This window comes from Nonomuraea sp. 10N515B, assembly GCF_052245915.1.
In the GTDB taxonomy this organism is placed as follows: domain Bacteria; phylum Actinomycetota; class Actinomycetes; order Streptosporangiales; family Streptosporangiaceae; genus Nonomuraea.
Genome location: NZ_JBQQBQ010000003.1, coordinates 337,225 through 360,077 on the forward strand (window position 1 = coordinate 337,225; position 22,853 = coordinate 360,077).

At 69.4% G+C, this 22,853-nt stretch carries 24 protein-coding genes and 1 pseudogene; 6 read left to right on the forward strand and 19 right to left on the reverse strand.

Annotated features, from left to right (window positions below):
• The first annotated feature begins 35 nt into the window (after window positions 1–35).
• From ACTWQA_RS06105 to ACTWQA_RS06115, 3 genes are all read left to right on the forward strand, one after another.
• The gene (locus tag ACTWQA_RS06105; protein WP_305916648.1) at window positions 36–587 is read left to right on the forward strand and encodes a DUF1707 and FHA domain-containing protein; all 552 of its coding nucleotides are present in this window, start codon (window positions 36–38) and stop codon (window positions 585–587) included.
• A 97-nt stretch (window positions 588–684) separates the two neighbouring features.
• A complete protein-coding gene (dacB, locus tag ACTWQA_RS06110) occupies window positions 685–2,229 on the forward strand; it encodes a D-alanyl-D-alanine carboxypeptidase/D-alanyl-D-alanine endopeptidase (RefSeq protein ID WP_443158285.1) in 1,545 nt (514 codons plus the stop codon).
• 182 nt (window positions 2,230–2,411) lie between these two features.
• Window positions 2,412–3,203: a CAP domain-containing protein gene (locus ACTWQA_RS06115; RefSeq protein ID WP_443158286.1), complete on the forward strand. Its 792-nt coding sequence runs from the start codon at window positions 2,412–2,414 to the stop codon at window positions 3,201–3,203.
• A 251-nt stretch (window positions 3,204–3,454) separates the two neighbouring features.
• Here ACTWQA_RS06115 and ACTWQA_RS06120 read toward each other — a convergent pair whose 3' ends face one another.
• From ACTWQA_RS06120 to ACTWQA_RS06150, 7 genes and pseudogenes are all read right to left on the reverse strand, one after another.
• A complete protein-coding gene (locus tag ACTWQA_RS06120; RefSeq protein WP_443158287.1) occupies window positions 3,455–3,727 on the reverse strand; it encodes a hypothetical protein in 273 nt (90 codons plus the stop codon).
• A 216-nt stretch (window positions 3,728–3,943) separates the two neighbouring features.
• Window positions 3,944–4,711 (reverse strand): type I methionyl aminopeptidase, encoded by a 768-nt coding sequence (gene map, locus ACTWQA_RS06125; RefSeq protein WP_305916652.1) that lies wholly within the window; start codon window positions 4,709–4,711, stop codon window positions 3,944–3,946.
• A gap of 164 nt (window positions 4,712–4,875) precedes the next feature.
• Window positions 4,876–5,760 (reverse strand): alpha/beta fold hydrolase, encoded by an 885-nt coding sequence (locus ACTWQA_RS06130; protein WP_443158288.1) that lies wholly within the window; start codon window positions 5,758–5,760, stop codon window positions 4,876–4,878.
• Window positions 5,761–5,795: 35 nt separating this feature from the next.
• The gene (locus tag ACTWQA_RS06135) at window positions 5,796–6,635 is read right to left on the reverse strand and encodes a hypothetical protein (protein WP_443158289.1); all 840 of its coding nucleotides are present in this window, start codon (window positions 6,633–6,635) and stop codon (window positions 5,796–5,798) included.
• Window positions 6,632–6,895: pseudogene (locus ACTWQA_RS06140) on the reverse strand (hypothetical protein); the annotation flags it as partial. The gene ACTWQA_RS06135 and the pseudogene ACTWQA_RS06140, both read right to left, overlap by 4 nt.
• A gap of 55 nt (window positions 6,896–6,950) precedes the next feature.
• Window positions 6,951–7,112 carry a hypothetical protein gene (locus ACTWQA_RS06145; protein WP_443158360.1) on the reverse strand — a complete coding sequence of 54 codons (162 nt, stop codon included), beginning with the start codon at window positions 7,110–7,112 and terminating at the stop codon, window positions 6,951–6,953.
• Window positions 7,113–7,114: 2 nt separating this feature from the next.
• Window positions 7,115–8,158: a glycosyltransferase family 2 protein gene (locus tag ACTWQA_RS06150; RefSeq protein WP_443158290.1), complete on the reverse strand. Its 1,044-nt coding sequence runs from the start codon at window positions 8,156–8,158 to the stop codon at window positions 7,115–7,117.
• Window positions 8,159–8,443: 285 nt separating this feature from the next.
• On the opposite strand from ACTWQA_RS06150, the gene ACTWQA_RS06155 reads away from it, so the two are divergent.
• Complete coding sequence (locus ACTWQA_RS06155) at window positions 8,444–9,073, forward strand: class F sortase (protein ID WP_443158291.1); 630 nt, start codon at window positions 8,444–8,446, stop codon at window positions 9,071–9,073.
• On the opposite strand, the gene ACTWQA_RS06160 is transcribed toward ACTWQA_RS06155, so the two are convergent.
• Window positions 9,066–11,081: a heavy metal translocating P-type ATPase gene (locus ACTWQA_RS06160; protein WP_443158292.1), complete on the reverse strand. Its 2,016-nt coding sequence runs from the start codon at window positions 11,079–11,081 to the stop codon at window positions 9,066–9,068. The genes ACTWQA_RS06155 and ACTWQA_RS06160 overlap by 8 nt on opposite strands.
• Window positions 11,082–11,147: 66 nt before the next feature.
• Here ACTWQA_RS06160 and ACTWQA_RS06165 point away from each other — a divergent pair, with 66 nt between their 5' ends.
• Window positions 11,148–11,519, forward strand: a complete 372-nt coding sequence (locus ACTWQA_RS06165; protein ID WP_443158293.1) for an ArsR/SmtB family transcription factor — start codon at window positions 11,148–11,150, stop codon at window positions 11,517–11,519.
• Window positions 11,520–11,547: 28 nt separating this feature from the next.
• Here the strand turns inward: ACTWQA_RS06165 and ACTWQA_RS06170 are convergent, their stop codons facing one another.
• The 7 genes from ACTWQA_RS06170 to ACTWQA_RS06200 all read right to left on the reverse strand — a co-directional run bounded on the left by ACTWQA_RS06170 (window position 11,548) and on the right by ACTWQA_RS06200 (window position 14,900).
• A complete protein-coding gene (locus ACTWQA_RS06170) occupies window positions 11,548–12,057 on the reverse strand; it encodes a MauE/DoxX family redox-associated membrane protein (protein WP_443158294.1) in 510 nt (169 codons plus the stop codon).
• Window positions 12,054–12,536, reverse strand: coding sequence for a hypothetical protein (locus ACTWQA_RS06175; RefSeq protein WP_305916660.1), 483 nt, complete (start codon window positions 12,534–12,536; stop codon window positions 12,054–12,056). The genes ACTWQA_RS06170 and ACTWQA_RS06175 overlap by 4 nt, the downstream gene beginning before the upstream one ends.
• A gap of 72 nt (window positions 12,537–12,608) precedes the next feature.
• A complete protein-coding gene (locus tag ACTWQA_RS06180; protein ID WP_305916661.1) occupies window positions 12,609–12,767 on the reverse strand; it encodes a hypothetical protein in 159 nt (52 codons plus the stop codon).
• Window positions 12,767–13,258, reverse strand: a complete 492-nt coding sequence (locus ACTWQA_RS06185) for a hypothetical protein (protein WP_443158295.1) — start codon at window positions 13,256–13,258, stop codon at window positions 12,767–12,769. Before ACTWQA_RS06185 ends, ACTWQA_RS06180 begins: the two co-directional genes overlap by 1 nt.
• Window positions 13,259–13,263: 5 nt before the next feature.
• A complete protein-coding gene (locus ACTWQA_RS06190) occupies window positions 13,264–13,761 on the reverse strand; it encodes a hypothetical protein (RefSeq protein WP_443158296.1) in 498 nt (165 codons plus the stop codon).
• 11 nt (window positions 13,762–13,772) lie between these two features.
• Window positions 13,773–14,453 carry a hypothetical protein gene (locus ACTWQA_RS06195; RefSeq protein WP_443158297.1) on the reverse strand — a complete coding sequence of 227 codons (681 nt, stop codon included), beginning with the start codon at window positions 14,451–14,453 and terminating at the stop codon, window positions 13,773–13,775.
• 27 nt (window positions 14,454–14,480) lie between these two features.
• Window positions 14,481–14,900: a spore-associated protein A gene (locus ACTWQA_RS06200; protein WP_443158298.1), complete on the reverse strand. Its 420-nt coding sequence runs from the start codon at window positions 14,898–14,900 to the stop codon at window positions 14,481–14,483.
• A gap of 171 nt (window positions 14,901–15,071) precedes the next feature.
• Here ACTWQA_RS06200 and ACTWQA_RS06205 point away from each other — a divergent pair, with 171 nt between their 5' ends.
• Complete coding sequence (locus tag ACTWQA_RS06205) at window positions 15,072–16,685, forward strand: AfsR/SARP family transcriptional regulator (RefSeq protein ID WP_443158299.1); 1,614 nt, start codon at window positions 15,072–15,074, stop codon at window positions 16,683–16,685.
• Here the strand turns inward: ACTWQA_RS06205 and ilvC are convergent.
• The 4 genes from ilvC to ACTWQA_RS06225 all read right to left on the reverse strand — a co-directional run bounded on the left by ilvC (window position 16,682) and on the right by ACTWQA_RS06225 (window position 22,763).
• Window positions 16,682–17,665, reverse strand: a complete 984-nt coding sequence (gene ilvC / locus ACTWQA_RS06210; RefSeq protein ID WP_327591021.1) for a ketol-acid reductoisomerase — start codon at window positions 17,663–17,665, stop codon at window positions 16,682–16,684. The genes ACTWQA_RS06205 and ilvC overlap by 4 nt on opposite strands.
• 23 nt (window positions 17,666–17,688) lie before the next feature.
• Entirely contained in the window at window positions 17,689–18,213 is a 525-nt protein-coding gene (ilvN, locus tag ACTWQA_RS06215) for an acetolactate synthase small subunit (protein WP_443158300.1), read from the reverse strand.
• Window positions 18,206–19,945 carry an acetolactate synthase large subunit gene (locus ACTWQA_RS06220; protein WP_443158301.1) on the reverse strand — a complete coding sequence of 580 codons (1,740 nt, stop codon included), beginning with the start codon at window positions 19,943–19,945 and terminating at the stop codon, window positions 18,206–18,208. Before ACTWQA_RS06220 ends, ilvN begins: the two co-directional genes overlap by 8 nt.
• 205 nt (window positions 19,946–20,150) lie before the next feature.
• Window positions 20,151–22,763: a putative bifunctional diguanylate cyclase/phosphodiesterase gene (locus ACTWQA_RS06225; protein ID WP_443158302.1), complete on the reverse strand. Its 2,613-nt coding sequence runs from the start codon at window positions 22,761–22,763 to the stop codon at window positions 20,151–20,153.
• Between the last annotated feature and the right edge of the window lie 90 nt (window positions 22,764–22,853).

The following is a 22,853-nucleotide window of genomic DNA, read 5'->3' on the forward strand; positions in this document are numbered from 1 at the left end:
GGACAGGGGGCGAGGTTCGGGCCGATACTCGCTACATGAGCTCGACCCATCCGCCCTTTCGCGCATCCGACGGGGAACGTGACCGTGCGATCGACGAGCTCAAGCACCGCGCCGTAGAGGGCCGGATCTCCCATGACACCTTCGTGGGGCGTGTGGACCAAGTGCTGCGGGCCCGCAACAGGTGGGAGCTCGACGAGCTGGTCGCCGACTTACCGAAGCGCCCGACGATCAGGCAGCGGCTGACCGACGCTGTGGCCTCTGTTTCCGAGTTCACCACCAAGCTGCAGTCCGCCTGGCGACGGCCGCGCCTGCCCCGGCTGGCACTGCCCGACGACGACCGGCTGCGCTATGTGGTGGGGCGGGGGTCGGCGTGCGATCTCGTGTTGTCCGACCTGACGGTGTCGCGGGTCCACGCCGAGCTGCGGCGGGATGACGATGGCGGGTGGATGCTCGTCGACCTTGGATCGCTCAACGGCACGCGGCTGAACGGGTGGCGGCTCGTGGGGCCCGCCCGGGTCAGGTCCGGCGATGAGATCTCCTTCGGCGACTGCGGATTCCTCCTGACCTCCGGACAGCCATCCGCCTGAGGGACGGCGGCTGGGGCGGAAATACGGATATTTGCGGATTGCAGGATGGCGGGGCTGGTTCATGATCTGATCGATCCCTCAGCCCTTTGGAGACCCCATGCGGCGCACCTCAGCATCCCTCGTCGCGGGCGCGCTCGTCGCCGCCCTCGCGTGGGCGTCCAGCCCCACCTCACCCGCCGTCGCCGTCGATCCCTCGGCCGGAGTGGCCGACCTGGCCCAGGACATCAACCAGATCCTCAGCGACTCGCGGCTCACGATCGCCAGAGCGGGCGTCGTGGTCAAGAGCGCCGCGACCGGCGAGGAGCTCTACTCCACCGACGCAGGCAAGCTGCTCATCCCCGCGTCCAACACCAAGCTCTTCACCGCGGCCGCGGCGGCGGAGACGCTCGGTCTCGATTACCGCTTCTCCACCTCCGTGCTGAACACCGGCCGCAGAGCCGGCTCGCTCCTGACCGGCGACCTGGTGCTGCGCGGCACCGGTGACCCGACCATGCTGGCCGAGGACTACGACGCGCTGGCCGCGAAGGTCGCGGCGGAGGGCATCAAGGTCGTCACCGGCAAGCTGGTGGCCGACGACACGTGGTTCGACTCCCAGCGGCTCGGCAACGACTGGTCGTGGGACGACGAGACCGCCTACTACGCGGCGCCCATCTCCGCACTGACCGCCTCACCGGACCGGGACTACGACGCGGGCTCGGTGGTCGTGGCCGTGGCCGCCGACGGCGACCAGGTCAAGGTGACCACGACGCCGGAGACCGACTATCTGAAGATCGTCAACAAGGCCACCGCGGGAACGCGGACCGACGTGCTCATCGAGCGGCAGCACGGCACCCGGACGGTCGTGATCACCGGTACGGTGGCGACCCCGTACCAGGAGTGGGTGGCCGTGGACGACCCCACCGCGTACGTCTCCTCGCTGTTCCGCAAGTCGCTGGCCAAGCACGGCGTCAAGGTCCTCGGCCCGACCGTGGCCGCGGCGACCCCGCAAGGGGCGACGGAGCTGGCCGCGCACGAGTCGATGACGCTGGGCGAGCTGCTGGTGCCGTTCATGAAGCTCAGCAACAACATCCACGCCGAGATCCTCACCAAGGCCATGGGCCGCAAGGTCGCCGGCCAGGGCACGTGGTCGGCCGGGCTCAAGGTCAGCACCGACTTCGCCAAGGCGAACGGCGTCCAGGTGATCAACATGCGGGACGGCTCCGGGTTGTCGCGCCGCGACGGGTTCTCGCCCGGCTCGATCGCGCAGCTGCTGACCGCCGTACGCGGCAAGCCGTGGTTCCCCACCTGGTACGAGTCGCTCCCCATCGCCGGCAACGCCGACCGCTTCGTGGGCGGCACGCTGCGCAGCCGGATGCGTAACACGCCGGCCGCGAACAACGTCCACGCCAAGACCGGCTCGCTGACCGGGGTGACGTCGTTGTCCGGGTACGTCACGAGCGCCGACGGCGAGCCGCTGATCTTCTCGATCATGCTGAACCAGTACCTGTCGGGCTCGCCGAAGGACATCGAGGACAAGATCGCGATCCGGCTCGCCCAGTTCTCCCACGCCAACCCGGTCAACACCACGGCCCAGCTGCGCTCGGCGGGTGACGCCCCGGCAGGCGACCTCGAGTGCTCGTGGCTGAAGCCCGCACAGTGCTAACCGCCGTCGCGGCCCCCTGACGCCCAGGGGGCCGCGATGGTTTACCGGGCTCAGCACGGCACCTGATCACGATTCGGCCACTTGGAGCTCCAGGTATGCCGCTACTTTTCAGGACATGGCGGACTTCGGAGGACCAGAATGCGGATTCGACGCAATGTCGAGCCCGTAGTCGGAGGACAAAAATGCGCAGACCGCTCCAGGCCTTGGCCTGTGCCGGGAGTCTGGCGGCATTGAGCTTCCCTGGACCCGCCGAAGCTCGCGCGGCGGCCGCTCAACCCCAGGCCACCCAGCAGGCATGCCGGGTCGTCGCGGTCAAACCGGTCGTCTCCAAGGGCAAGGTGCGGGGCACGGCCGTCCGGGCCGGCTGCGCCGACCAGGCCCGCCTCCGGGTACGCATCACGGTGGCCGTCACCGGCCCCGACCGCATCGTCAAGAGCGGCTCCCAGATCATCGGCAACGGCCGGATCACCGCCGGCGCCACCTGCACCGCCACCGCCCGCCGTTACTACGTCGTCGCGCTCGACGCGCAGGGCCGGGTCGACACGTCCGGCTCCGTGAAGCTGTCGTGCGGGCGCCCGGCCGCGAGCCGGAGCTTCGCCTCGGCGGCGGAGACCGCGGTCGTCAAGCTCACCAACGACGCTCGCGCCAGGAACGGCTGCCGCCCGCTGATCCACGACCGCAAGCTCCACCTGGCCGCCGAACGCCACTCGGCGGACATGGCCGCCAACAACTACTTCGACCACGACTCGCGCGACGGCCGCACGTTCGACCGGCGCATCAGGGCGGCGGGCTTCGCCTTCACCAGGGCGGGCGAGAACATCGCCAAGGGCCAGCCCACCGCCGCAGCGGTGGTCCGGGCCTGGCTCAACAGCCCCGGACACCGGGCCAACATCATGAACTGCGCCTTCACCCATATCGGCGTCGGGCACAACACCAAGGGCCCGACCTGGACCCAGGACTTCGGAACCCCCTGAGAGCCACGGGAGCGCAGGGCTTTCACCGGCCACACCCCTAGCCGGTTTCCCACCGCACGCCCACAGCGCTCCCCTTCCAGCGGGCCCGGCCGCGCCTCCCCCGCACACAGGACCGCGGCCGGGCCCGCTCCTTTCCACCGAGCGACTGCTTCGGATCGCGCGTCACTCGTTCGAGGCGGCGTTCGCATGCGAGGGGTGAACGCGGCGAAGGGGCCCTGCCCAGGCGGGCGGGCCCCTTCGTACGCGTTCCGTCAACCGCTCACACTGCCCAGGAGTGGGATTCCGAGCGTCCGGAGAATGTCGTGCAGGCCCAGCTTCAGGTCGAGGTTGTCGTTGTCCTGACCGAGGTTGTTCTGGTCACCGAAGGACACTGACCTGCCGTCGTCAACGTCTTGGCTCGGGCCAGGCACGATGTCGGCCTGGACGGATGCGGCGGTGACGATGGGTGACGCCGCCAGCGCGGGCCCTCCGAACGCGACCATCCCGCCGACGAGACCGGCCAGGACGAGCCCTGCTCTATACATATGCCTCTCCTCTGATACCGGATGACTACTCTCCGTAGCCATCGCGAGAAGATCTGCCCGACGCCCTCTTTCAACAAACCACCTGCATTCCTGTCTTGACCTGCGAAAACATGCCAGCTGGGGGAAGAGGCGCCAAAGATCATCCTTCTTGGCGCATATATGCGCTCGGATGAGGAAGACCCTCCGCTTTCATGACCGCCGGATGACCTTCGATCGCTAGGGCAGGGTGAGGACCACCGGGCCGTCGGCGGTGACGGCGACCGTGTGCTCGACATGCACACTCCTGCTGCCGTCCGCCGAGCACACCGACCAGCCGTCATCGGCCATGTAGTAGTCGTCGCCGCCCCCGGCCATCAGGCTCGGCTCGATCGCGATCACCAGGCCGGGTCGCAGCAGCAGGCCCCGTCCCCCGCGGGCCTCGTTGGGCACGAACGGCGACTCGTGCATGGCCCGCCCGATGCCGTGGCCGCCGAAGTCGTTCTGCATGCCGTAGCCGGCGCCACGGCCGACCATGGACATGGCGTGGCCGATGTCGCCCATCCTGCCGCCGGGCACGGCCGCCTCGATGCCGGCAGCGAGCGTCTCCTCGGCCACCTTGATCAGTTTCAGGTCCTCCGCGTGCGGCCGGCCGACCGTGAAACTCACCGTGCCGTCGGCGTGCCACCCGTCCACGTACGCGCCGCAGTCCACGCTGAGCAGGTCGCCGTCGCGCAGCCGGTACGGCGTCGGCAGGCCGTGCAGCATGACCCCGTTCACGGAGGTGCAGATCACGCCCGGGTACGGGGTGGCACCGAACGCCGGGTGGTACCCCAGGAACGACGCCCCCGCCCGGGCCTCCTCGATGACCGTCCGCGCCACCTCGTCGAGCCGCGCCAGCGACACCCCGACGGCGGCCTGCTCCCGCACCGCGGCATGGACGGCCGCGACCACCCGTCCCGCCTCGCGCATCGCGGCGATCTCCCCGGCACTCTTCAACTCGATCACGGCCCCTCCTCCACATCCATGCGATAACTATACCGGTATTATTATCGCCAGACCGTGGTCGTGTCGACTCAGTCGAGTCCTCGCCTGCCCGGGGTCCAGAACGGCTTCGTCCGCACATCCCTGCGCGACCAGCCGCGCTCGTTGACGAGGTGGGCGCGGCCCGGTCACATGAGGACGCGGACCAGGAAGTCGCGGATGAGGGGGACGATCTCGCCGAGGTTGGTCTCCAGCGCCCAGTGGCCGGCGTCGAGCACATGCAGCTCGGCGTCCGGCAGGTCGCGCAGGTACGCCCTCGCGGCGCCCTCGGGCATGTAGCCGTCGTGCGGGCCCCACACGATCAACGTCGGGGGACGATGCTCGCGCAGGTACGCCTGCTGTTTCGGGAACCATCCGAGCGTGGTCGCCTGGTCTTCGAAGAGCCCGACGACGTTCTCGCGGCGCTGCGGAGTGTCCATCAGCACCCAGTGCAGTTTCCACAGGTCCGGGCTCACCCGGACGGCCAGGTGCTCGGGCAGCTCGCCGGCGAACTCCTCACGGAAGCCGTCCTCCGTGACGTTGGCGGCCAGCTTCGCCCGCCCCTCCGGCGTCGGGCGCGCCCAGAACTCCTTCAGCCACTCATACTTCGGCCCCAGCTGGTCCTCATAGATGTCGCCGTTCTGGATGACGAGCGCGGTGACCCGCTCGGGGGCGCGCATGGCCAGGCGGAGCCCGAACTGGGAGCCGTAGTCATGCAGGTAGATGGCGTATCGGGACAGTCCCATGGTCCGCGTGAAACGGTCCAGGAAGTCGGCGTAGCCGTCGAAGGTGTAGGAGAAAGCGGATCGGTCGGGCGTTCCGCTGTAGCCGAAGCCCGGCAGGTCGGGTGCGATCAGCCGCCAGCGGTCGCCGAGTGCGGGCAGGAGGTTGCGGAATTCGTACGAAGAGCAGGGGTAACCGTGCGGCAGCAGGAAAACCGGCGCGTCCGGCGGCCCGGCCGCGCGGTAGAAGATCTCGATCCCGTCGACGTCGATCGTCCTGTGCGCGACCGGTGCCATGGTGCTTGTGGTCATGGCGTACGCACCTGCCCGCCATGACCGGGAGCTATCTAGTTCCAGACCCCCGGAACACCGGCGGGAACGTCATCCTTGACCTCACTCTGGTCGATCACGTCCCCCCGCAGAGGAAGCAGAACGGTGACCTGACGCCCCCAGTCCATGAACCTGGTCTCCGACTCGACCTGCACCGAGCCCTTGTCGCCCACAGGCAGCACACCCTTGGCGGACACCCGCTCGACCAGGCCGTCGCCACCGACCCAGATCGTGTAGGAGATCTTGCCGACCCGGCCCTTCTTCGAGGGCGCCCCGAACCGCTCGGCAAAGGCGTCGGACACCGAGGCGAGCTTCTTGGTCGTGATCGACCCCTTCACCACCCCGTCACGCGCGGAGGTGCGCTCGGCCAGCAGCGTCTTGAGCGTGGCCGGCTCCAACACCTCGATCAACAGATTGCTGGCCGGTCCCGCCACGGCTCCATAGCGCACCCAGCTCGCGTCGGCCCGCCGCAACGCCGTCTCCACCACCGGCCCGGAGACATAGCTCACGTCCCCAGCCGAGATCATCCTGGTGGACGACTGCTGCAGCGCCTCGGTCTCCTCCGGCTTCGCCTTCATCATCCTGCGCAGCAGATCCGCGCTGTAGCGCAGGGTGTGGGCCACATCGGAGGCGACCACGCCACGCGTGCCGAACCCGATCGTGCCATCGAGCTCGGACGTGGCGACCTGGCCCGGCGAGTACGTCACCTTCGCCGTGGCCAGCACATTGACGGCCTTGCCCGGCGCCAGCTCGGCCTTGAGCGTCTTCACCGGGTCGATCTTGGGCGTCGCCTGCGCGGGGGCGGCCGCTAAGGCCAGGCCCGCTACCACCGCGGCACCGACGATTGTTCGCTTCATTCGCGTTTCCTTGGGACGGTCCAAAGGGACGCGAACAATCTTGTGCATCTAAGATCGTTAGTCAACTTGTTCGAGCAAAGCGATATTGCTAGGCGTTGTCGCGGATTTCCTCCGCCAGTCCGCGCAGCGACGCGATCGGACGCACGATTTCCGTCCATGGTGGTGTGAGCCACCTCTACGGCGGCCCGCATGGCGTGCGCCGCCTCCTCGATCGGGATGTCCGCGAGATCACGGTGATGCGTTCTCGGGACGACGAGCGTGTGCCCCTTGGTGGCCTGGGTGAGCGCCCCTCGACGAGAGAGGCGCTCAAGGGGTTCAGGCCCCGCGCTTGGGAATGATCCGCTTGACGGCGAGACCCGCGGAGACGACCGTGAAGATCGCCAGCCCGATCCAGATCGCGTTGACCCCGGCGAATGGAGCGGACACGAGACCCCCGAAACCGGCCGCCACACCCCCGATCGGCAGGTTGTTGTACATACTCACCATTTCCTTTCTCTGTGCCAGGCCGCCTCCCAAAAGGCCTTCGCCTGGACGATCTGCAGGAACACGTCGAAGACCATCTCCACGAACAGCAACCCGGCCAGGAGCATCTGCCGGGGACCGCGGGCGCGTACGGTCACGACGCGTTCGACCATGAAGACCACGGTGATGGCGGCCCACACGGGCTGGATCAGCAGGCCACCCGTCACCGCGATGGACCACGCAACGGTCCCCAGGTAGAGGAAGACGACCACGACGCCGATGAGCGAGAGCACCTGCCGTCCCCAGTAGGGCCGGGTCACCTTCGTCCATCCGTAGTCGGTCAGGTTCTCCAGCGCGCCGCGCTTCCAGCGCAACCGCTGGCGAAAGAGCTCGCGCCAGGTGGGCATGACCTCGGTGGTCAGCGTGCATTCGCTGGGCGCCAGGATGCGCAGGCGCAGGTGAAGGATGGCCAGCGTCAGCTCGTTGTCCTCGGTGAGGACGCGCACGTCGTACACGTGGCCCGCGCCGGGCAGGCGACCGGCGCGCCGCGCGGCGACGACCTGTTGCAACGTGAGCGCGCGGAAGAGGGTGGCGGTCCCGGTCAGCACGAGCGCCTTGCCCTGGAGCCGGCGGACGTCGCGAGCGTAGCGGACGTACTCGTTGCGCTGGAGCATGCCGACGAACCCGCCGCCGTCCTTGCCGGTGAAGGTGCCGCCGACGGCGGCGTAGCGGCCGCCGCTCAGGTATTCGAGCCCGGCCTGGACGAAGCCCCGCTCCAGCGCCGAGTCGGCGTCCATGACGAGGATCGCGTCGTCGGGACCGAGGAAGTGCAGCAGCCGGTCGAGCACCTGGTTGAGCGCGCCCGCCTTCTTGTGCGCATTGCCCACGGTCTCGTACACCTCGGCGCCACAAGCGCGGGCGATGCGGGCAGTGGCGTCGAGGCAGTTGTCGGCGATCACGATGACGCGATCCGGCGGCCGGGTCTGGAAACGCAGCGAGTCGATGCTCTCGGCGATCTGCTCGGCCTCGTTGTGGGCGGGGATCAGCGCCGTGACACGCATCCGGTCGATCGGCGTCCAGGGCAGGGTTGTCTTGCCATCGTCACGGTGCGACGTCGGTCGCGGTCGCGCGACGGCCCGCTGAGGGGTCACGTGGGCGCTTTCAGGCGAAGTGGGGTGATGAGACGCAGCTATCGCCTGGTGGAGCAAATGCCCAAGTCAGCGAGCAAAAGGCAATCTACCACACCATTTGCCCTGCTTTAACACCTCAAGAGGCCCTATCGGCTCATATACAGTTGCATCTCACGAATGCCGCTTGTCTACCCCTTGATCCGGGCTAGGTACCCTTTGTCCAAACCTCGTGCCCGCCGTGGCGTCGTGCTGCCCGCCCTCGCCGCCGGGCTCGGCGCCGCCGCTCTGATCGCGACGTCGTCGTGGCCCCGGTCCGCGGCGCCCGCCCTTCCGGCTCCCGCGCCCGCCACCGCCGCCACCGTTCCGGCGGCCGCGACTCCGCGGGTCCCGGCCTCGCCCCCGGTGCACGTGGAGATCCCCGGGATCGGCGTACGGGCGAAGGTCATGAAACTGGGTCTCGGCTCCGACGGCACGCTGGAGGTCCCGCCCCTGTCGAAGGCCGAGCAGACGGGCTGGTACGAGCGGAGCGCGGCCCCGGGAACCGCCGGCCCCACCGTGATCGTCGGCCACGTGGACACCGCCGACGGCCCCGCCGTCTTCTACCGGCTCGGCGAGCTGCGCCCGGGCGATCGCGTACGGGTGACGCGTGCCGACGGCAGGGTCGCCACGTTCCAGGTCGACGCGCTGGAGTCGGTCCGCAAGGACGCCTTCCCCACCCAGCGCGTCTACGGCGACGTGGCGTACCCGGCCATCCGGCTGATCACCTGCGGCGGCGCCTTCGACCGCACGAGCGGCCACTATCGGAACAACACCATCGCCTACGGCCACCTCGTCTCGATCACCTGAGGCCCGCCGTCGCAGCGCGACGCCAGGCCGCGTCGCGAAGCAGGCGCAGGCCGTTGAGGCCGACGATGACGGTGGAGCCCTCGTGCCCGGCCACGCCGAGCGGCAGCGGCAGCTCGCCGAACAGGTCCCAGCCCACCAGCACGGCGATGAAGGTCCCGGCAATGGCGAGGTTGGCGATGACCAGGCGGCGGGCCCGCCGGGCCAGGGAGAGCACGGCCGGTACGGCGGCCAGCTCGTCCCGCGTGATGACCGCGTCGGCCGTGTCCAGGGCGAGATCGGAGCCGGCCCGGCCCATCGCGATGCCGGTGTGGGCCGAGGCCAGCGCGGGGGCGTCGTTGACGCCGTCGCCCACGAGCGCCACCCGTGCACCCCGTTCCTGGAGCTCGCGCACCGCGGTCACCTTGTGCTCCGGTAGCAGGCCGGCGTACACGTCGCCGATCCCGACGTGGGTGGCCACCCGGCCGGCCGCGCGCGGGTTGTCGCCGGTCAGCAGCACCGGCGGGGCCTCGGTCACGGCCTTCAGGTGGGCAACGGCGGCGGCCGCGCCGGGCCGCGTGCGGTCGGCGAGGGCCAGCACGGCGACGGGCACACCGTCCACCCGCATCACCACGGCACTGTGCCCACCGTCCTCCAGCTCGCCGACCACCGACCTGCACCCGCCAAGGCCGTCGTCCAGCTCGCCGACCACCTCGCCGCACTGCCGGTTCCCAGGAGAGGCAGGCGGCAGGAGCGCGGCGGGGCTGCCGATCTCGACCAGGTTCCCGTCGACATGCGCCCGTACGCCGGTCCCCGGCACCGCCTCGAACGACTCCGCCGGGGGCCAGGCCAGACCCGCCTCGCGAGCCGCCTGGACGACGGCGCGGCCGAGCGGGTGCTCCGATCCCTCCTCCGCCGCCGCGGCCAGCGCGAGGACGCCCTCTCGAGTGCCGGACAGTACGCGGACCTCGGCCAGGTAGGGCCGCCCCTCGGTCAGCGTGCCGGTCTTGTCGAAGGCGACCTGGGTGACCGCGGCCAGCTGCTCCATGACCACGGCGGACTTGACCAGCACGCCGTTGCGCCCCGCGGTGGCGATGGCGGCCAGCAGCGGCGGCATGGTCGCCAGCACCACGGCGCAGGGCGAGGCCACGATCATGAAGGTCATCGCCCGCAGCAGGCTCTCCTGGAGCGGCACGCCCCACAACAGCGGCACGGTGAACAACGCGATGGTCGCGGCGACCATGGCGACGGAGTAGCGCTGCTCGACCTTCTCGATGAACAGCTGAGCACGTGCTTTCGTGGCGCCGGCCTGCTCCACCATGGCCACGATCCGGGCGATCACCGTCCCCGCCGCCGGCCGCGTCACCCGTACCCGCAGGACGCCCACGCCGTTGAGGGTGCCGGCGAACACCTCGTCGCCGGGTCGCTTGTCCACCGGCAGGCTCTCGCCGGTGATGGTGGCCTGGTCGACGTCGCTGGCGCCGGCCACGACCTCGCCGTCGGCGCCGATCCGCTCTCCCGGCCGCACCAGGATGATCTCGCCGACCTGCAGGCCGGCGGTGTCGACGAGCTCCTCGCCGCCGGTCTCCGTCACGCGGGTGGCCTGCTCGGGGGCCAGGTCCAGGAGCCCGCGTACGGAGTCCTCGGTGCGTTTGGTGGCGACGGCCTCCAGCGCGCCGGAGGTGGCGAAGATGACGATGAGCAGCGCGCCGTCGAAGACCTGCCCGATCGCGGCGGCCCCGATCGCCGCCACCACCATCAGCAGATCGACGTCCAGCGTCTTGTCCCGCAGCGCCCGCAGTCCGGCCAGCCCGGGTTCCCAGCCTCCGGCGGCGTAGCAGGCGAGATAGAGCGCCCACCAGATCCACGACGGCGCCCCGGCCAGGTGCGCGGCGCCTCCGGCCGCGAACAGCGCGGTGGCGGCCACCGCCCAGCGGACCTCGGGCAACGATCCCGCCCCGGTCCGCCACCACGTCGCGGCTCCGGCCGGCGGCACGACCTCAGCAGGGCGCGTTCTCAGCTCTGTAGTCACCGTGGCATCGTACATGCGCATTCACGCAGGTACGCAAATAAGGGGGTCGGCGGCTATGCTGGCGGCATGCACACGTCGCTGCCCGACTTCGACATGCCGAACGAGGAACAGGTGCACCTGGCGGCGGAGTCGTTCCGGCTGCTCTCCGACCCGACCCGCATCAAGATCCTGTGGGCGCTGCTACAGGGCGAGTCGTCTGTCGCCTGCCTGGCCGAGCTCGCCGACGCCGCCCCCACCGCCGTCAGCCAGCACCTGGCCAAGCTTCGCCTGGCCGGGCTGGTCAAGGGGCGGCGCGAGGGGACGTTCGTGTATTACAGAGCGGCGGACGAGCACGTACGCCGTCTCCTGACCGAGGGCCTCTACCACGCCGATCACATCGACCGGCCCGCTCTTGAAAGCGATCAGCATGCTGTCGCCGAGCCGGGCCGCACCGCGTAGCGGCGGGCCGCCGCTACGCGGTGGACCTTTATGGATGTGCTTCGCGAAGAGCCAGCACTCGATCGAGAAGGACCAGGAGCGCCGCGACGAAGAGTGCCACCGGCAGGTGAACCAGCCGCAGCCCCAGGCCGGGAGGCGGTGCGCTCCCGGCCACGGCGACGCACGCCACCGCGATCACGGCGGCCCGCCCGATCTTCGCCGGCGTCACCGGGCTCTCCTCATCCAGGCAGCCGCACGGCACCCTGCCCTTCTTGCGGAGCACCAGCGCCAGATATCCGGCCAGGAACGCGTACCAGACCGCCCCGGCCAGGAAGGGCAGCAGCCATCCCGCAAGCCATGAAACGGACATGGACAGGCCCACGACCAGTTCGATGGGCTCGGCGAGCCGGGCCGACGCGGGCGGCAGGATGCCGTGCGCGGCGACCGTACGAGACAGGCTCCCGCCGCCGGCCAGGCGGCGCAGCGAGGCGTAGAGCAGCAGCATCGCACCCGCCAGCGCCAGCCCGGCACACAGAGCGTTGAGCACGGCCACTGTCACATCACCACGATGAGCAGCGACAACAGGAAGCCGACCGCGCACAGGCGGCCCACCCACACGATCGACCGCAACATCGCGTTGTCCCATTGCCGGGGATCGTCGCTCAGCGCGCGAGCGGTCGGCATGAGCGCACGCCCCAGTCCGAACCCGATCCCGACCAGCAGCCCCTGACCGATCCCGCCCACGAGGACGGTGACCAGGACCAGCAGGTGAGGCAGGGCGGTCGGGGTGAAGGTCCGCACACCGGTGCCCATCTCGAAGCCGAACTGCAGAGGACCGTCGAAGCTACCGTGGTTGACGACCTCCTGCGGCACGAGCCGCCGGTTCTGCGGCAACGAGAGCGGCCTCCCGGCCAGTTCGAAGGCCAGGATCACAGCAGCGACCGGAACGAGCACCCAAAGGCGCACCGTCAGGGGCAGCACGGCGGCCAGACCGCCGACGATCCCCACGACGAGACCGGAGACCAGCGCGCCGAGCATCAGCCCGATGACGAACGCGCCCAGCTTGCCTCGCCAGACCGACGAGGTCAGCAGATCCGCTGAATTGAGGCTTCAAACCGACCCGGACAGCGAGTACCCGGCGGTGACCCCGAGCAGGGTCCACGCCAGCACGTCGAGCGAGAGGCTCCACGTGAGGTGGCTCGCCGCCAGGGCGATCGCGCAAACCGCCAGGCCGAGCGCGATCGGGGACGCCTGGAGCGCGCGCTTCATCAGGGATTCGACCAGGAGCAGATGTAGGTGCTGGTAGCACCGCAGGTCGCGACCTTGCCGTCGGCGCACCGGTACGGTGTGCCGCTGTGGGTCCAGCGCCAGGCGTTCCTGTTGCTGTAGCTGCCCTCACCGCAGATGGAGATCGGGTAGCTGTTGTAGCAGGTGCCGCTCGACCTGATGAACCAGCCGTCGGAGCCGCAGTAACTCCTGCTGTAGGGGAAGCCGACGCAGGCTTTGGTGTTGTTGCTGTAACCGGAATAGTTGTTGTAGCCGGCGCAGTTGAGATGCTCGGTGCCCACTGCCGCGCTCGCGCTCTTCGGCCGGATCGGCGGGAGCGCGCTGACGACGTTGAGGGCGAGGGCACCGCCCAGCGCCACGATGGACTTCATCATCGTCCTGCGCGATGGGACGAGCGTGCCGAGCCCGGCCCGCTTGGCGGGCTCATCGTCCACTGACGGGACGCCATCCCAGTAACGTGCGACGTCGGTCATCCAGCTCACCTCACTTCGATGGGTTCTTGTACGGACACGCCGAGGTAGGTGTCCAGGTCTTCGTCGGAGCCGACCGCCCGCCGCCACTCCTCCGTGCCGTCGGCGGCGTACTTCACCAGCGATGGCGTGGCACCGACCGCGACCGTGCCGAGCAGGTCGGCGTCGATGATCGCCGTCACGTCCGTACTCGCCACCCAGTCGGCGCATCCCGGGGTCGCGGCGAGCAGGACCAAGTGCCCCTGTACGGCGGAGCCGGGGGTGAGCGCCAGTCGCCGCGCCCGCTCGGCGCAGTTGTAACACTCCTCCCGCACCACCAGCACGAAGGTCGGCAGCCCGTCGGCCGAGGCGAAGCGGGGCACCGACCGTTGCATGGTCGGAACGGGCGCGACCGAAGCCATGCCGCGGACCTCGTTCTGCAGATCGCGCACCATCTTGAGGAGCGCGGACAGGGCGAAGAGCGCGATCACGGTGCCGAGCAGGGCCAGGACCGCGATGGTGTTCATGATGTTCTGCATCAGCTCAGCCCGCAGCTCACCGATTCGACCACGCCGACGAACGCCGGGTCGTCCGGCTCGGCGGCCACGATCGTCGTGGCGGTGGTGTCGTTGACCACGATGGCCGAGCGCACCTTCAGGTTTCCTTGCTCGTCGTACTCGTCGGAGCGCCACATCGATCCACCGCGCACGCGCTTGCCCGTACTGCGCGGCAGTGCGTCCGTGACATCGCCCTTCGGCTTGATTTGCACGGAGCACACCTGGTCGATCGTGTTGAACGCGAGCATCCGCCCATATCGCACCCGCGATCCCGGACGGGGAAGCATGGTCAGGCCGGTGGGCGAGTCCTGGACGTCGAACTGGGCGAGCCAGTCCATGAAGATCTCCAGGGGGACGTTCGTCCCGCCGATGTAGGTGGCGATCTCGTGCTGCGGGCCCACCCATACGAAAGTGGTCCCGCCGATGGAAGCGTCCTCGAGCGAGAGGATTCTTCCGCCGTTGTGTGCGATCTCGCGGACCTTGTAGCGCGGCCAGTCGCCGAGCTGCTTGCCCAGGATCTCCGCCGAGCCGGCGGGCACGACCTGGGCGCGGAAGGCCCCGTCGGGACCGTGCATCCAGAAGACGTAGGCCCAGGAGTTAAGGAAGGGCAGCGAATTTCCGTCGACCACGAGGGTGCGGCCGTCCGGCGTACGATCTTTCACCTCATCGCTCCTCTGTGTGGTTGGTGCTCATCCGCAGTGGCCCCACGGGCTCAGGCTCGCGAACCTCTGGCCGCCCCGGTCGGAGGCCGTGCCGCCGAACTGGACGCACTTGCCTCGGGCATACGCCCGGACCGGACCCGCGTACTCGAAGAAATTGCCGTTGTTTCGGTGAATCGTGGACGATCCGCTGACCTGCAGCCGCGCCTCGGTGAACGTGGCCACGGAGAGGTCGGTCTTCTTCATCGTGACCACGCAGTTGTAGCCGTTGCCGCTGTTGTACAGCAGGTACACCGTGGCCCAGAGCTTTCCGGTGGAGATGGGCAGCGAGTCGACGACCGAGTAGCCGGACCCGCAGACACCTTGTGGGGTTGCCGCGTTGGCGGGAGATGCCGTCAGCAGCACAGAGGCGGCCAGGGCCACCGATGCAGCGAGCGATAGCGAGCGCATGGGACCGACGATCAAGCCAGACCAATCAACCATCAAGAGGATTCCGCGCAGAAAAATCGGATGATTGACCACATATGGTGCGCGGAAAGGCTCCGGAAGGATTCCGGAAAGGGCCCCTACCAGAAAGATCGACCGATCCGTATGATCGTCGTCAAGATCGGGAGGTGACGGTTGCGCAACGTCGTCGTAGGGGTGCTCGGTCCAGTCGGTCTGGTCAGAGACGGCGCCCTCCATGCTCCACCCGCGCCGGTCCTGCGGGCGCTGCTCGGCCTGCTCGCCTCCGCCTCGACGCCCATCGCCGCTCAGGCGCTGATCGACGTGGTCTGGCGGCACGATCCGCCGCGCGACCCCAAGGGGGCTCTCTATCTCGCCGCCTGCCGATTACGCGCCTGGCTTCGCGAGTCCGATACCGACCTCCAGCTCGTCACCGACGCCAACGGCTACTACCTCGACCTCGGCGAGAGCGCCTCCGATCTCGGCCTGTTCCGCCGGGAGGCGGCCAGAAGCGATGCCACGTTCCAGTCGCTGTCCAAGGCCCTCGGACTCTGGCGTGGCCGCCCCTTCACCAACGTGCCCGCCAGGCGCGTCGACACCCGCCTCGTCAAGGTGCTCCTCACCGAGCGCGACGCCGTGATCCGGCGCTCCGCGCAGGTCGCGCTCGACGAGGGTCGCCCCGCCCTGGCGATCAAGCTCATCCAGCCACTCTGCCACTCCGAGTCTCTGGATGAGGCAGCGCACGCCATATTGATGACGGGTCTGACCGCGCTCGGCCAGCAGGGCTCGGCCATCCAGGTGTTCGACACCATCAGGAGGCGGCTGTCCACCGAACTCGGCATCGGCCCCGGAACCCAGCTCCAGCAAGCCCACACGGATTCCCTCGGCCGCAGACCGTCGCGCCCGCGCACCCGGCTGCTGGGCCGGGCGACCGAGTGCGAACAGATAGGCGCGCTGCTGGCCCAACATCGGCTGGTGACGGTCATCGGGCCACCGGGCGTCGGCAAGACCAGGCTGACGGCGGAAATCGCGCTCACCCATCCCGGTGGCCGGTACGTGCGGCTGAGCGATTTCGCCGGCGACGACGCGGCCAGGCGGATCGTGGCCAAGCACGCCGACGCCGGCGCCACGCTCCTCGCGATCGACGGCTGCGACGACCGGCTCGATCTGGTAGCGCAGCTGACACAGCCGTTTCTCGCCGGTGACGACTCCACTGCCGTCCTCGTTGCGGCCAATCGGCCGCTCGGGCTGTCCGGCGAGGCCACCTGGGTGACCCGGCCGCTGGACAAGGCGTCGTGCGAGAAACTGTTCCGGCTTCGCGCGACGCAGGCCGTGCCCGGACTGTCCTTCTCCCCCGACGACCAGTCGCACGTACGCAGCCTCTGTGGCCAAGCGGACGGCATCCCGGCCGTCGTGGAGTTCCTCGCCTCGTTGCTGCGTGCCCTCCCCCTCGCCACGCTGGCCGCGTCAGACCTGAGCTCGCTGATGGACGCGACGGCTCCGTTCGCGAAGAGCCTCGACGCGGCGTGGGGCGAGCTGACGGAGCCCGAGCAGACCCTGCTGCTCCAGGCGGCCGCGCTGGGCCGGCAGTTCAGCCTCGAGAGGCTGACCGCTCAGCCGCTCAACACCCTGGCCGCCCTCGTCGATCGCGGGCTGGTGCTCTCGGAGGAGACGCCGGCCGGACGCCGGTACCGTCTTCTCGCGCCCATCCGGACCTTGATGCTGGCCACGTACGCCGATCGGGCACCGGGTGGGCGCGCGAACGCCCACCCGGATCGCCCGGTGAACTAGGCCTTCAGCCAGCTCATCATCGGGCGCAGCTTGGCGCCCGTCTTCTCGATCGGGTCCTCGGCCAGCTCCTCGCGGTATTGCGAGAACTTCTTCTGGCCGCTGTCGAACTCATCGACGAGCTCCCGCGCGAACGACCCGTCCTGGATCTCGCCCAGGATGCGGCGCATCTCCTGACGGGCCTCATCGCCGATCACGCGCGGGCCGCGCGTGTAGCCGCCGTACTCGGCCGTGTCGGAGACGGACCAGTACATCTTGGAGATGCCGCCCTCGTACATCAGGTCGACGATGAGCTTCATCTCGTGCAGGCACTCGAAGTAGGCGACCTCCGGCTGGTAGCCGGCCTCGATCAGCGTGTCGAAGCCCGCCTTGATGAGCTCGGACACACCGCCGCAGAGCACGGCCTGCTCGCCGAACAGGTCGGTCTCCGTCTCCTCCTTGAACGTGGTGCGCAGCGCGCCGGCGCGGGTGCCGCCGATGCCCTTGGCGTACGACAGCGCCAGGTCCAGCGCCTTGCCGGAGGCGTCCTTCTCGACGGCCACGAGACACGGCACGCCGCGCCCGGCCTCGAACTGACGGCGGACGAGGTGGCCGGGGCCCTTCGGGGCGACCATGCACACGTCCACGCCCTCGGGCGCCTCGATGAGGCCGTAGCGGATGTTCAGGCCGTGGCCGAAGAACAGGGCGTCGCCCTCGACGAGGTTGGGGGCGACGTGCTCGGCGTAGAGGTGGCGCTGGATGTGGTCCGGCGCGAGGATCATCGTGACGTTGGCCTCCTCGACGGCCTCCGCCGGCGTGACGACCCGCAGGCCGTCGTTCTCCGCCTTCTCGCGGCTCTTGGAGCCCTCGGGCAGGCCGACCCGCACGTCCACGCCGGAGTCCCGAAGGGAGAGCGCGTGGGCGTGGCCCTGGCTGCCGTACCCCAGCACGGCCACGTGGCGTCCCTGGATGATCGACAGGTCGGCCTGGTCGTCGTAGTAAATCTCGGTCACTTGCTCAAAACCTTTCAGGCGGTACGGTCCAGTGCCCTGAGGGACCGGTCAGTGATGGAACGGGCGCCGCGGCCGATGGCCACCATGCCCGATTGGACGAGTTCTTTGATCCCGAACGGCTCGAGGACCTTGATGAACGCGTCGAGCTTGTCGGGAGTGCCGGTGACCTCGATGGTCACGGCGTCGGCCGCCACGTCGACGCAGCGGGCGCGGAAGAGCTGGACGAGCTCCAGCACGTGCGAGCGGTTCTCGGCGTCGGCCTTGACCTTGATCAGCATCAGCTCGCGCTGCACCGACTGCGACGGGTCGAGCTCGACGATCTTGAGCACGTTAACCAGCTTGTTGAGCTGCTTGGTGACCTGCTCGAGCGGCAGGTCCTCGACGCTGACGACGATCGTCATGCGCGAGATGTCGTCGTGCTCGGTCGGCCCGACGGCCAGCGAGTCGATGTTGAAGCCGCGCCGGCTGAACAGCGCCGACACGCGCGCCAGCACGCCCGGCTTGTTCTCGACAAGCACCGACAGAGTGTGCCTACTCATCCTCGTTCTCCCACTTCGGCGCCATGTCGCGGGCGATCTTGATGTCGTCGTTGCTGGTGCCTGCCGCGACCATGGGCCAGACCATCGCGTCCTGGTGGACGACGAAGTCGACCACGACGGGCACGTCGTTGATCTCCATGGCCTTCTTGATGACGGCGTCCACGTCCTCGGGACGCTCGCACCGCAGACCCACACAACCATAGGCCTCGGCGAGCTTCACGAAGTCCGGGATCCGGCGCGTCTTCTGCAGGTCCGTGTTGGAGTATCGCTCCTCGTAGAAGAGCGTCTGCCACTGGCGGACCATGCCCAGGTTACCGTTGTTGATGACGGCGATCTTGATCGGCACACCCTCCAGCGCGCAGGTGGCCAGCTCCTGGTTGGTCATCTGGAAGCAGCCGTCGCCGTCGATGGCCCACACCATGGCGTCCGAGCGGCCCATCTTGGCGCCCATCGCGGCCGGCACGGCGAAGCCCATGGTGCCGAGGCCGCCGGAGTTGATGAACGTGCCCGGGTTCTCGTAGTCGATGAACTGAGAGGCCCACATCTGGTGCTGCCCGACCCCGGCCACGTAGTAGGTGTCCGGTCCGGCGATCGCGCTCAGCCGCTGCATCACGTACTGAGGGGCCAGCGAGCCGTCCTCGAACTCCTCGTAGCCCAGCGGGTAGGTCTCCTTGTAGCCGTTGAGCACCGTCCACCAGTCGGCGTAGTCGCCCTTCTGCCCGGACGCCCGGATCGCGGCGATGAGGTCGGTGATGACCTCCTTGCAGTCGCCCACGATCGGCACGTCGGCGTGACGGTTCTTGGAGATCTCGGCCGGGTCGATGTCGGCGTGCACGACCTTCGCGTGCGGCGCGAACGACGGCAGATGGCCGGTCACCCGGTCGTCGAAGCGCACGCCCAGGCCGATGAGCAGGTCGGACTGCTGCAGCGCGCCGACGGCCGACACACTGCCGTGCATGCCCGGCATGCCCATGTGCTGCGGATGGCTGTCGGGGAACGTGCCGCGCGCCATCAGGGTGGTGATGACCGGGATGTTCGTCAGCTCGGCCAGCTCCAGCAGCTCGGCCGAGGCTCGGGCCTTGTGCACGCCGCCGCCGACGTACAGGACCGGCCGCCTGGACTCGGCGATCAGCTTGGCCGCCTCGCGGATCTGCTTGGAGTGCGGCCGCGTGACCGGGCGGTAGCCCGGCAGCTGCATCACCGGCGGCCAGGAGAAGGTGGTCTCGGCCTGCAACGCGTCCTTGGAGATGTCCACCAGCACCGGCCCGGGACGGCCGGTCGAGGCGATGTGGAACGCCTCCGCGATCGTGCGTGGGATGTCCGCGGGATCGGTGACCAGGAAGTTGTGCTTGGTGATCGGCATTGTGATGCCGGAGATGTCCGCCTCCTGGAAGGCGTCCGTGCCGATCGCCTTGCTGGCCACCTGTCCGGTGATCGCCACGATCGGCACCGAGTCCATGTAGGCGTCCGCGATCGGCGTCACCAGGTTGGTCGCGCCGGGACCGCTGGTCGCCATGCACACCCCGACCTTGCCGGTGGCCTGCGCATAACCCTCGGCCGCGTGGCCTGCGCCCTGCTCGTGCCGTACAAGCACGTGCCGGACCTTGGTCGAGTCGTAGAGAGGATCGTAGGCGGGCAGGATGGCGCCGCCAGGGATCCCGAACACGGTGTCGACTCCCACGTGCTCCAACGCCCTCACCAGGGCTTGTGCACCTGTCATGCGTTCGGTCATCGGCTCGTTCCTTGCGTGGCTACTCGCTTAGGACATAAAAAATGCCCCTTCCCACCGGGGGCGGTGGGTCTGGGGCGGCGCGCAGGTCGCGGTGCTTCGCTAACGGCCTGCGCGCCGGCGAAGTACTACGAGAATCTCACTGCGAAGCATGACGTCCACGATAGCCGCTTCGAACGCCCTGATGCCAACTTCGTGGACACAAGTCTCAAACCGTGAGACTCGTCCGCATCAGGGAGTCGACCCCGCGCGCCGCCATGGGGCGGGCCACGAGGAAGCCCTGGCCGCTGGTGCAGCCCATTTTCCGCAGCAGCTCCAGCTGTTCTGGACGCTCGATTCCCTCAGCCACCACGGTCAGCCCGAGATCGTGGCCGAGCCGCACGATCGTCCGCGTGAGCAGCGTCAGCGTGTCGTCCCTGCCGAGCCCCGCCACGAACGACGGATCGATCTTGATCATGTCGACCGGCAGTTGCCTGAGGAACGCCAGCGAGGCGTAGCCGGTGCCGAAGTCGTCGATCGCCAGCCGCACCCCGAGCGCACGCAGCTCCGACAGCCGCCTGATCGTCTCCTCGGCGTCCTCGACGAGCATCTCCTCGATCACCTCGAGGGTGAGGGCGGAGGCCGGCAGCCCGCTCTCGGCCAGCGCCTCCTCGACCGTCTCGACGAAGCGGGGCGCGGTGATCTGACGGGCCGACAGGTTGAGCGACAACCCGATGTCCCACGACGAGGCCCGCCAGGCGGCGACCTCCCTGCACGCCTCGCGCAGGATCCACTCGCTCAGCGGCACGATCAGTCCGGTGTCCTCGGCCGGCCCCAGGAACTGCTCGGGCGGCACGAACACCGACCCGCGCCACCACCGTACGAGCGCCTCAACCGAGGTCACCCGCGACGTGGCGAGGTCGACCACGGGCTGGTATTCGATCGCGAACTGCTGCTCGATCAGCGCCCGCTGCAGGTCGGCGGCCAGCTCCAGGCGGCGTACGACGTCCGCGTGCATGTGCGCGGCGAACACCTCCACCCGCCGCCCGCCCAGCTCTTTGGAGCGCGCCATGGCGACATCCGCGTTACGCAGGAGATCGCCGGCCGGCGTGTCGTCCTCGGTGAACGCCACGCCCACGCTCGCGGTCAGCGCCACGTCCCGGTCGGCCACCCGGAACGGCTCCTGGGAAACCGCCCGGACCAGCCGCTCGGCCAGGTCCACGGCGACCTGCGCCTCGCCGCCGGTCTCCACCAGCACCGCGAACTCGTCGCCGCCCCACCGGGCGAGCGTGTCGTCGACGCGTACGGCGCCACGCAGCCGCCGGGCCGCCTGCCCGAGCAGGTAGTCGCCGCTGGCATGCCCCACCGAGTCGTTGACCGAGGTGAACCCGTCGAGGTCGAGGAAGATCACCGCGACGTGCCCGGAGGCGCGCCCGGTCAGCACCTCGCGGGTGCGCTCCTCGAAGTAGGCGCGGTTGGGCAGGCCGGTGATGCCGTCGTGGAAGGTCAGGTGGGCGACCTGGTTGCGCAGGGCCTCCTCGTCGCTGACGTCCCTGGTGGTGACCAGCATGAGCTCGTCGCCGCCGACGTGGCGGGTGGCGACCGACTCGGTGGGACGCCAGGTGCCGTCGGCCGCGCGTACCCGGCAGGCGATCAGGCAGGAGCCAGGGGCGGCGTTGTCCTCGTCGAGGTGCATGGCACGCAGGGCGACCTGGATGCCGGGCACGTCCTCGGGGTGGATGTAGTCGAAGATCGACCCGCCGACCACCTCGTCGGGGCGGTAGCCGTAGGTGACCTCGACGCCGGGGCCGATCTCGCGGAGGACGCCCTCGTAGTCGCACAGGAACACCACGTCGCCCGAGCTCTCGGCCAGCTCTCTGAGCTGGCGCTCGCCGAGCCTGACCAGCCCGCGCAGGCGCATGTTGGCCGCCGAGGCCACGAACAGGCGCGCCAGCAGGAGCAGCACCACGGAAACCGCGACCACCACGACGCCGGTGACGGGTTGCTCGGCACGCGCCCCGGCCAAGTGGGCCAGCAGCGTGCAGGCCGCCACGGCGACCAGCGCCAGGGGGACCATCGCGACGACGTTCCTGGCGACGGGCACCCCCGCCTCTCTGACCCGCGGCGTCCACGGGACGGCGGCGAGCAGCAGGAGCGCCACGGGCGCCAGCATGACGGTCCAGGTCGGCGGCGTGCCGCCGTCCAGGCGCGCGACCCCGGCGGCCAGGGCCGCCGCGGTCATGGTGGCGAGCACCCCGGTGCCCGCCAGGCCGAGCAGCCAGGAAGAAGACCTGCTGGTCAGCACGGACGGGATCACGGCGCACGTCACCAGCAACGCCACCATCGGCGGCAGCATGACGAGCGTGAACGCCGGCGGATCGGCCGCCGCGTACACGTGGCGCAGCTGCACCACCCATCCGATGAGGAAGAGAGAAGCGGCGCACAGGTAGGCGTCGCTGATATGCCGCAGAACAGTCTTGGCCGGGAGCTTGCGATCGGCGGCCACCAGTGCGCCGCCGGCGGTGACCACAACGCCGACCAGCACGAACATGTCGGCGACCCCGGCGACCACGCTCTCGGAGAACGGACGCAGCGCCATGCCGGCGCCCCAGATGACGGCGCCGCCGCCCATCCAGCGCGCCCCCATCGCCGTCGGGCGGTGGCCGGCCGACCTCAGCGAGAGGGCCAGCAAGGAGGCGGCGGCGACCAGCGCCGCGAGGCCTCCGGCGATCGCCCCGGCGATCAGGACCTGTTCGTCCTTGACGAACGCGGCAGCGAGCACCACCGCGCCTGCCGCAACCGCGGCGGTCAGCGGCGCACGTGGATCACGCCAGCGGATCACAGTCGTTGCCCATCCCGTCTCGAGCACTGCACCTGTGACCGCCGAAGTCCGGCGATCACTTTCGCCAGTGTGAGCGGTCACGGGCACGCG